The following is an 8,867-nucleotide window of genomic DNA, read 5'->3' as shown; positions in this document are numbered from 1 at the left end:
GACAACCAGGCAGACGACCTGGTTCACCGATCGAGCTGTGATGATCCGCTCAAGCCCCGGAGCATGCTCGACGAGCGACCGGGAGTCGTCGATCAGGAGCACCCGGCCGGGGTCGCTCTCCGCCACCCCCAGATCCCGGATGAAGACCCGTTGGATGTCGGAGAAGCGCTCGACATCCATGACTTCGGCGTACCGGGTACGGAGATCGATTTCGACGACCGTCGGCGTGGCCCGGGCCAGGGTCGAGTCAGTCACGACCAGCCCTCATCGTCGGCCTGGTAGCCATCCGCCCCATAATCATCTATCTGATAACCATCGGCCTGATAGTCAACGCTCCGGTGGCCGTCCCCGGGATTTCCGGCTCCGCTGCCCGGGAACCCTCCGCCATCGAGATCCTTACGCAGCTCGGCCGGCCGCCGGCCGTCGTGGTTGTCGTCGCTGTGCTGCCGGCCGGCCCGCTGATAGCCGTCCCGGCCGCGGCGTTCCCCCGCCTCCCAGCTCGCCTCAGCGGGTCCGGAGCCGCCCGGCCCCCGCTGGCTGGCGTCCTCGGCCGGCCCGGACCGTGCGCCACCGGCCAGCGGGCCAACGCCGCGGGGCCGGCGTACCACCAGTTCGTACAGTTCGGCGAGGTTGGTGCGGGCGCGCAGCGAGACATTCTCGAACGGCATCTCCATGGCCGCGCTGAACGTCTTCGTCCAGAACCCGTGCAGCTGACCCGCCCAGCCCCGGCTGCCAGCGGGAAGCCCGCGGCGCATGTCGTCAAGCAGCACCGCCTGTTCCCTGGCGAGGCTGAGCATCCGCAGGAAAAGCTCGCTCGGCTGCTTCGCCCGGCCGGACACGCCTTCGGGAAGGGTGCGCATGAGCTGCTCGCAGAAGTCACGCCTGATCTGCTCGTCGTCGGCGAGGGTCCAGTCCTCGTAGGCCCGCAGCAGGCTGCCCCACGACGACGCCGGCTCGAACGGCGCCAGCGACAGGGTCATCGACACCTGGTGCTCGTCGTCGTCGGCGAGCTGCACACGCACCTGTGCCGGTGAGTCGCGCTCACCGCCCCGGGTGCGGATGTTGCCGTTCCACATCGCGCACAACAGGTGGTGCAGGATGCGGACCCGGTGCTCCTCGGTGGTCGCCAGCCAGCCGTAGTCGTACCCGACCCGCTGGCGCCATTTCAGGAAGTCGTGCGGCTGTTCGTTGCCGAGGGCGTCGGACCAGTGGTGCAGGATCTCCCGCAGTTCGGGCACCTCGGTGATGCTCATGGAGGTCCGGAACAGCACCACCGCGATCGACTCGGCGTTGATCGGCCGGAACTCGACCACCATGCTCGGCTCCCGGGGGAGCCGGATCTGCTCCCGTAGGAAGCGTTCGATCGTCGGGTCAGCGCCGCCCGCCGGGTAGGAGATGAGTACCTTGAGCGCCCCGGAGCCCTGCGGGGTGAAGTTGGCCGGGACCAAACCGTGGATCTTCGCCTGGAACTGGCGGACCTCGTCGGTGACGGACGTCATGGCCTCACGCCGCGCGGCACCGGCGAGCAGCTTCGCCATCGTCGGCAGGAGCGCGTCCGCGCTGGCATCGCTTTCCTGCGTGAACAGCCTCTTGACCTCCTGCTTGAGACGCTCACGGACGACCGCGACAGCCGCGGTCGGGCCGCGGTCGATCGCCGCGGCCCAGGCCGGGCGCCAGCCGTCGGCGCCGAGCAGGGACCTGAGCACATCCGCCTCGGTCGCGGTGTTGCGGCTGTGGTCGCGCCGGACGAACCGCTCGAGCACCCCCCGGTAGAAGGCCTCCATGTCCACCGGGGGCAGCAGATAGGTGACGCCGACCCGGTTGCGGTACAGCTCGGCGCTTCGCTTGGCGAACGTCCCCGGCTCGTTCTGCGCGTGATCGTCGAATGCGGCCGTGACCGCCCCGAGCTGTTGGCGTGCCCGTTCGAAGATCCGCCCCCACCGGGCCGCCTGGCCCATCCAGGCAGCGCTCCACACCGACTGTGCCCGCCACCTGAACCAGTCGTCCTGGGTTGCCAGGGTCTGCTGCACATACGGGTCGCCCCAGCGCAGTTTGCTCAGGCCCAGCCGGCGGTCGCGGACGTCAACAGGCTGCGGCGGGCTGAAGGCGACCCCGGGTGGCGCGAACGGTTCCCGCCGGTAGTCGTCCAGCCGCCTGGCCACGCCGCCGCGCTGTTCGTCGTAGTCCAGGCGGCTGTCACCGAGCACGACCCGGCGAACCCGGAACAGGTCGAGCCGGCCGAGGAGCGCGTCCATCGCCCTGGTCGGGTCGAAGGTGGCAACCATGTCGGGGACGTCGGCCCGCAGCCGGTCCTCGAGCGCGAGGACGCTGTCCTCCATCGCGCGAGCCCGGGTTCGCAGCGCCCCGATGATCTCCTGGGCACCACGCACGGCCGTGACCTCGGTAAACGGCAGCGGCCTGCTGGCGAGCAGCGGTTCGAGATTCGCCGCGGCCATGAACTCCTCGATCGCCGGCTCGTTGTCCTCCCCGCTTCCGGGCGCGATGCCGGCAAGCACGTCGACCGCGCGCGCCAGCAGCCGGGACGCGACGATGTCGGCAAGATCGTCCACCGGCACGTCCATCGACGCGACCAGGCTGGTCGACACACCCCGCAGCCCGATCCCGGACGGCGCGGGGACCTCCCGCTCCACGCCCCGGTTGATGAAGTCGTCAGCGAACGACTGGTAGAGCCGGTCACCGACCGTCGCGCCGTCGGTATCGCTCTTGCCCGTCCCGACCAGGGAGAGCATCAGCGACACGATCGAACGGTGCAGGTCATCACGGCGGACCCCGTAGCTCCCGCTGAACAGGAAAGCCGTCTGGATCGTCGCGGGCAGCAGCGCGGTCGCCTTCTCCTGGCCCGGGTAGAACACCCCAAGGGTCCCGCTGGTTCCGGTGGCGGTCAGTTCGGTGCCAGCGGTCGATCCGTTCTGGTCATCCACGAGCCGGAACAGGTCGAGCAGGGCCCGGCCCGCGTTGAGGCGGGCCCGCCGCCCGCCGCCCATCCCCTCTTCGAAGGCGGACGGCATCAGTACCAGCGGATAGATCTGCGCCCGGTAGTCGGTGCGCTGGAACGCCTCGCCGATCAGATACAGGTAGTCGTAGAAGATGCCCGCGCCGGTTCCGCCGGCAACAGAGAACGCGACGAAGACATCACAGGTCTGGCCGAACCGCCCACCAAGCCGGGAGAGCTCATCGCCGGAGTTGCCGATCATCCCGATCGCCCGCGCGACCGGCTGCTGGGCCGGCTCCAGCCCGTTGCGGAATGTTTCGAACAGCGCGGCCCGCCCGACCGTGGGCAGCTGCCCGGCACCGCGGACGAGCGGCGCGACCCGGGGCTCCCCGGCGGGCGGCGGCAGCCAGCCGCGGACGAACCGGGGTGCGTTGGTGCGCAGGCTCAGCGCGACCTGGGGGTAGGTGTCGAAACGGGGAACGAGTTCATGGGTGATGTGCTGGGTGTGCGCGACGGCGGCTTCGTGTTCCTCACCCGGCACCACCCGGCCGCGGAGCTTGGTGAGCTCGCTCTCGTTCAGGTCCGCGTACACGAACTGGACGCAGGCCGGCAGCTGGTAGGGCAGATAGCCCTGGCCGGGGACCCGGCCGATCAGATCACGGCCGTCCGGTCCGCACAGCTCGTTGCGAAGCCGGCGTTCCAGCTCCGCTCCGATGAGGCAACCGGTGCCCCCCAGCCCGACGAACATCATCGGCTGGTAAATGTTCATGCGGACTCGCTCGCTTCCTTGTCACATCGCCCACAGCTGTGGGGCCGGGAATCGGCCGCCACTGCCCTGGGCGGCTCGGCTCTCATGCCCGCTCGGGATCGCCGTCGAAGTGGTCGCGGTCTCGGGGCCTGCGCCCACCGTCGCGACCAGGCTGGGTTATTTCGTCATGTAGATCCAGCCCATCCGGGGAGCCCGGGTTGTACCCGCCGTGCCCGCCCTCGCCCGCGGCGTCGTACCCGCCGCGTTCCTCGGCCCGGGGCTGGCGGGAGGCAGCGTTGGGCTCCCCGCGGCCGGCCCGACGCCCGCTGTCCCAGAGGCCGGTGTCAGCGGTGCCACGGGAACGATCAACATCGGACCACGCCGAGCCTGGTCGGGACGAACCGGGCTGGGACGAACCGGGCTGGGGTCCGGTGACCGCGGTCTCATCCGATACCGCACCGCGGCCAGGCCGGGCAGCGCTGTCCCACGACCGTGTCCCGTAGCCGCCCGAGGAAGTGTCATCGCTGCTCCCCGTGTCCCCACGACCGCCCCGGCGGCCGGTCTCCCGCTGGGACGCGCCCGGTGTCCGACCGAAACCGGTATCCCCGCCGGATCTGTCCCGCCAACCGCCCGCCGCCGGCCCACCGGCACGGCCTGTCCGGTCCGATGCCGCGCCGGCGCCGCTGGGGACGCGGCCCCCAGCGTCCGTGCCGGGCCGGTAACGGTTGCGTTCCGCCCAACGGCCATGACCGGCGCCGCTCCCGCCACCCCCGCGAGCCCCCGGCTGCCCCCCGGCTGACGCGGTGCGTGCGTCGAGGAAGCCCAGCGCCAGCCCGTCACCGATCGGTGTGGGCCGGCCGCGCGTCAGCGTGATCGTCGTGCCGCCGGGCGTCCTGACGACAAGCTCGCCGCTGTCGCCGCGACGAGCCTCATAGGCGTCTTCCCGGCCGTCGGCCAGGTCGAGGCGCGCCAGCCTGCCCCGGGGGTCACGGACCGCGAAGGGAAACCGGGTGGACGGTGTTGCTGGCGCACGGAGTTTGTAGAGCTCCGTGTTGTTGCGGTACAGGACCATGGTGAGATCCCGGACGTCGCGACGGGCGCGACGGGCCCGTCGCCGGCCCCGCCACCAGACCAGCGCGGCCAGCGCCGCCACCGCCAGCAGGATCCACAACCACAGCAGGCGCTGGAACAGCGATGGCGGATAACCGATGTTCGCGACGAAAAAACCAACCGCGACAACGGTGGCGGGGTCGGCCATATCGACAAGATCGATCTCACCGCTGGCCGGCCCGATCTTGGTGCCGGCCCGGAAGCTGACGGTCAGTTCCTGTTCGGACCGTCCCGAGCCACCGGTCGCGACCGTCGCCGGGCTGAGCTCGGCCAGGGTGCCCGGGTCCAGGTCGACCAGGCGCAGGCCAAGCGTGCGCGGCTGGCCGTCCGCCGTGTTGATGACGAGTTTCCCACGCAGATTGCCACCAGGGGCGACCCGGCCGCCGCCGACGCTGATGTCGCCGGTGACAGCGGCTGGCCCTTTGGCGGTCCGGGTGGTGAACGGTCGCTCGTCACCCACCACGCCGGTCGCGTCGATCCGGCCGACGAAGACCAGGTTGCCGGTGGCGGTACTGGGGATGGTGACCTGACCGGCGAACTCGCCGTCGTTCGCCTGCCGGTCGGGCCCCTTGCCGTCATCAGCGACCTGGACGCTCCGCAACGGCATGCCGTCACCGGACGCCTCGGCGCGGACCGTCAGCGTGCGCAGCTCAGCCGGGTCGGTGACCGCGTCGGCACGGGTCTGGAGGCGTACCCGGACGTCCACGGTCTGGCCGGCCTGGGGCGCGGGCGGTGTGACCGCGATCGAGGAACGCAGGCGGCCCTGCCAGATCGCCGAGGCCGCCACGGTGGATGTGGCGACCCCCGCGGGCGCGGCAAGGCGCACCTTCCAGCGGCCTGGACGCGGGTTACGGACATGGAGCGACTCGGCGGTCGCGTTCTCGGTCGTCGCCTGGAGTACCGAACCGTCGAAATCCGGGCTCTCGCGCGGGACCTGAGCGCCGCGCGGGTCGAGGTAGGTGACCCTGACCTTGTCGCTGCCCTTCAGCACCACTATCGACCCGTCGGTGCTGATGGCGGGGATGTCGACCGACAGCTCAACGGAGTCTCCACCGGCCAGGGTGTCCTGGGCGTAGCCAGAGAGGCCGGCACAACGGGCCGACGCGAACGCCTGCAGCAACGCTTTGATCACATCACTCGATGCCGTGTAGATGTTCGTCCGCGGCTTGGCATCGCTCGAGCGGTTGCAGGTCCCCTGAAAACCGCCGGTGGCGTAGCCGTCGAGGGAGGCCATGTCGACGTTGCCGAAGCCGATCGGCCAGATCTGCACCTTGCCGTCACGAGCCTCATTGATCTTTTCGATCAGCTGCCGCTGCGCTTCGGTGTTACGGGCAGCAGCGTCCGGGGGACCGTACTGAGGGCTCCCAGAGACGTCAAGCCGCCCATCGGTCAACAAGAAAATCATCTTGGCGCGGTCGGCGTCATCAGGCGCGGCGAGGATCTGCAGAGCCTGGTCGAGCGCGGCGACGTGGTCGGTGTTGTTACCTTCCTCGGCGGTCCGCCGGTGCAGCGTGCTGACGCAGCGCAGCAGCTCCTGCTGGTTGCCTGGCTCGCTGACAGTGGTCAGCGGGCAGATCGGGTTGACCGCGCTCTGCCCGATCCGGCCGTCGGAGCTCCCGAAGCCCACAACCGCCACCTGCGACCGGGCGGAGATGTCAGCAACCGCGATCAGGGACGCGGCGTTACGTTCGTTGACGACATCCTGGTCGGAAAGGCTGCCGGACTCGTCGACGAGGACCACGATCCGAACAGGCTGGGCAGGAAGATCATTACTGGCGGCCCCCGGAGCGGACGCGCCGCCCGAGGCGGCGGCACTCGGCGTAACACCCGGCTGCGTCTGGCCACGGGCGGGCAGGGCCACCCCCGCCACAAGCATGCCAACGATCAGCATACCGGCCATGCCACGCATGGCCAGGACATGCGGCGGCCATGCCCGCCACTCCTTCAAGCCTGGCTGCTTCGCCGCCAATGGACGCTCCCCCCGCGTGGTGGCCCATAGTGAAGGATGATCCTACCGGAGCGCATCGGATTTCCCGAACCAAGTGAATCCTCCGCGTCCGATTGTTCAAGCGTTTACCCGAACAGCATCCACACTATCCGCGCTCTTAACCGTGCGGGCAGCACGTCTGGGCCGAGCGCCACGCAACCCGTCGACAACGCCCCACCGATTACGGAGTAGGTTCTCATCGGGCATCCCTGGCTGGGCAGCGTCTGACGATGTTCAGCCTGAGCGGCAGCCTGACCCACAAGGATGATTTACGCACGACAAGCATCCGTACAAACACTCACTGTTAATTCCGTCGATTGCGGGGATTGCAAGATGGCCGTCGACTAGGGCCTGTCTGATGGATATTGGTCGATGCGGGCGGTGATCCAGAAGGCGGTCCGCAAGGCGGAGGACAGCGGGGTCCCCGTGCAGCGCGAAGCGGTGGATGGGGGGCGGTCGATAGCGGTGTTCTATCGGTGACGACGACAACGTGGCGGGGCGCCTTCTGGGCATCGATCCGCGCGATCGAAGATCTATCAGACAGGCCCTAAGGCTGTAGTCCGGTACGGTCTCCACCGCGGCGAGTTGTCGGCCCGGCGGAGCCCGCTGCCGACGGGGGTTAGGGATGGCCAGCCAATTGTCCACGGCACACTTCGGGCGCGCGCTAGTCGGGGTCTGCGCCGCGTTCTCGATCGCCCTCTTGGCTATTCCCGTCAAAGCGCAAACAAGATCTCCCACTTCGACCGCGTCCGTAGCTCAACCGTCGACGCACCCGGTCCGTGTCCAGATCCTGGTCGACGAATCCGTGAACGTCACCGACGCGCAAGTCCTCATGGAGGCGGAAGCCGCCAAAAAGATCGCCGAGGCCGCACTGGCAGGCGATCACGCGTCGCCCGGGGAGTACCAGGTCGCGGTATCCGGCTTCGGCAGCGCGCCGGCAGAGGGGAGATCCGCCTTCGACCGGGTCTGCCCCTTCCGAGAAGCAGGCCACGTCACACCCACGACCGGCCAGGCCACTGCAGGTTCGCCGATCGCGGACTGCGTCGCGAGCCTGCACAGACGGACATCCAGTGAGGGGAACGACGCCGACATCGCCGGGGCGCTGCGCTTCTTCGGCAAGGACCTGGCGGACAATACTGCCGTCGGTACCCGGCGGGTCCTGGTGCTGCTCGCCGGCGGGCCGCAGTTTGTCCCCAACGTCGTCGCCTATGACGACCCCGGCCGCCCCGGCGACCGGGGTCGTCGGACCACGAACGCCCGAGACCAGCTCGTCAACGCCGTCCCGGGCGAGTTAAAGGACAAACAGATCGAGGTGTGGCCACTCGGGTTCGGCACCGCGGACACCGCCAGCCTGGACAAGATCGCCCGCAGCAGCTATCCGGGGGCGGGCCGGTGCGAGCTGCCCGCCACGCCCTCGGCGAACACGTCGCGTGCCGGGGAGGATCTCCTGACCGCGACGCCGCGGACCGTGGCCGCGCTCACACCACTCAATCAGTGCTGGGCAAAGGCGACCGTACAGGTCCCGCTGCCGGCGACCGACGCGACGATCTTCGTGCGACGGGAGGCCCGGCTTGCTTTCCACTTCCGCCAGCCCGGCCGCGGCGACGATTTCGTGGCTATCGGCAGACCCGCTCCGGACGGATCCACCTTCGAGCGCACCGTCAGCCCGGACGGTGTGTGGGAACAGCTGCACATCACCCGTCCGATGCCCGGCGAGTGGACGGTGGTCGCGACAGCCCCGCCGGGCGGCCCACCGATCACGATCGAAGCCCACGTGGATTGGGACCAAAAACCACGCACCGCGATGCTGGTGCGGCCAGCGCCGCCACAACCCGGGTCGAACGGCCCCCCGTGCGTGAACAAGCAGCACGAGGGTCTCCAGTGCACAGTCAATGTGGAGGCCCGGCTGTACACCCGGGCGGATGCTCTCAAGATCCCAGGAGCGCTGGCCGGTGTGACCGCGCAGATCACCCTCAACTACGGATCCAACGATCAACCAACGGTCAAGGTCGGCCCCAAGCCCCGCTTCGCGGCCGACTCAGGCGGCAGTGACATCGTCGTCTTCGCCA

Annotated in this window: 4 protein-coding genes; 1 reads left to right on the top strand and 3 read right to left on the bottom strand. The window is 69.4% G+C overall.

Annotated elements, in window-relative coordinates:
• The 3 genes from MJ785_RS16070 to MJ785_RS16060 form a co-directional block, all read right to left on the bottom strand.
• Window positions 1–255, bottom strand: a 255-nt coding sequence (locus tag MJ785_RS16070; protein WP_239381575.1) for a hypothetical protein, incomplete at its 3' end; no start/stop codon positions are given.
• Window positions 252–3,722: a tubulin-like doman-containing protein gene (locus tag MJ785_RS16065; protein WP_239381574.1), complete on the bottom strand. Its 3,471-nt coding sequence runs from the start codon at window positions 3,720–3,722 to the stop codon at window positions 252–254. The genes MJ785_RS16065 and MJ785_RS16070, both read right to left, overlap by 4 nt.
• A gap of 82 nt (window positions 3,723–3,804) precedes the next feature.
• Window positions 3,805–6,759: a VWA domain-containing protein gene (locus MJ785_RS16060; RefSeq protein WP_239381573.1), complete on the bottom strand. Its 2,955-nt coding sequence runs from the start codon at window positions 6,757–6,759 to the stop codon at window positions 3,805–3,807.
• A gap of 844 nt (window positions 6,760–7,603) precedes the next feature.
• Between MJ785_RS16060 and MJ785_RS16055 the strand changes: the two genes are divergently transcribed.
• On the top strand, window positions 7,604–8,867 hold a 1,264-nt coding region (locus MJ785_RS16055), incomplete at its 3' end, for a hypothetical protein (RefSeq protein ID WP_239381571.1).

It is taken from the genome of Protofrankia sp. CiT1 (assembly GCF_917627335.1).
Classification (GTDB): Bacteria; Actinomycetota; Actinomycetes; order Frankiales; family Frankiaceae; genus Protofrankia.
This window is presented reverse-complemented; position numbering and strand designations above follow the sequence as displayed.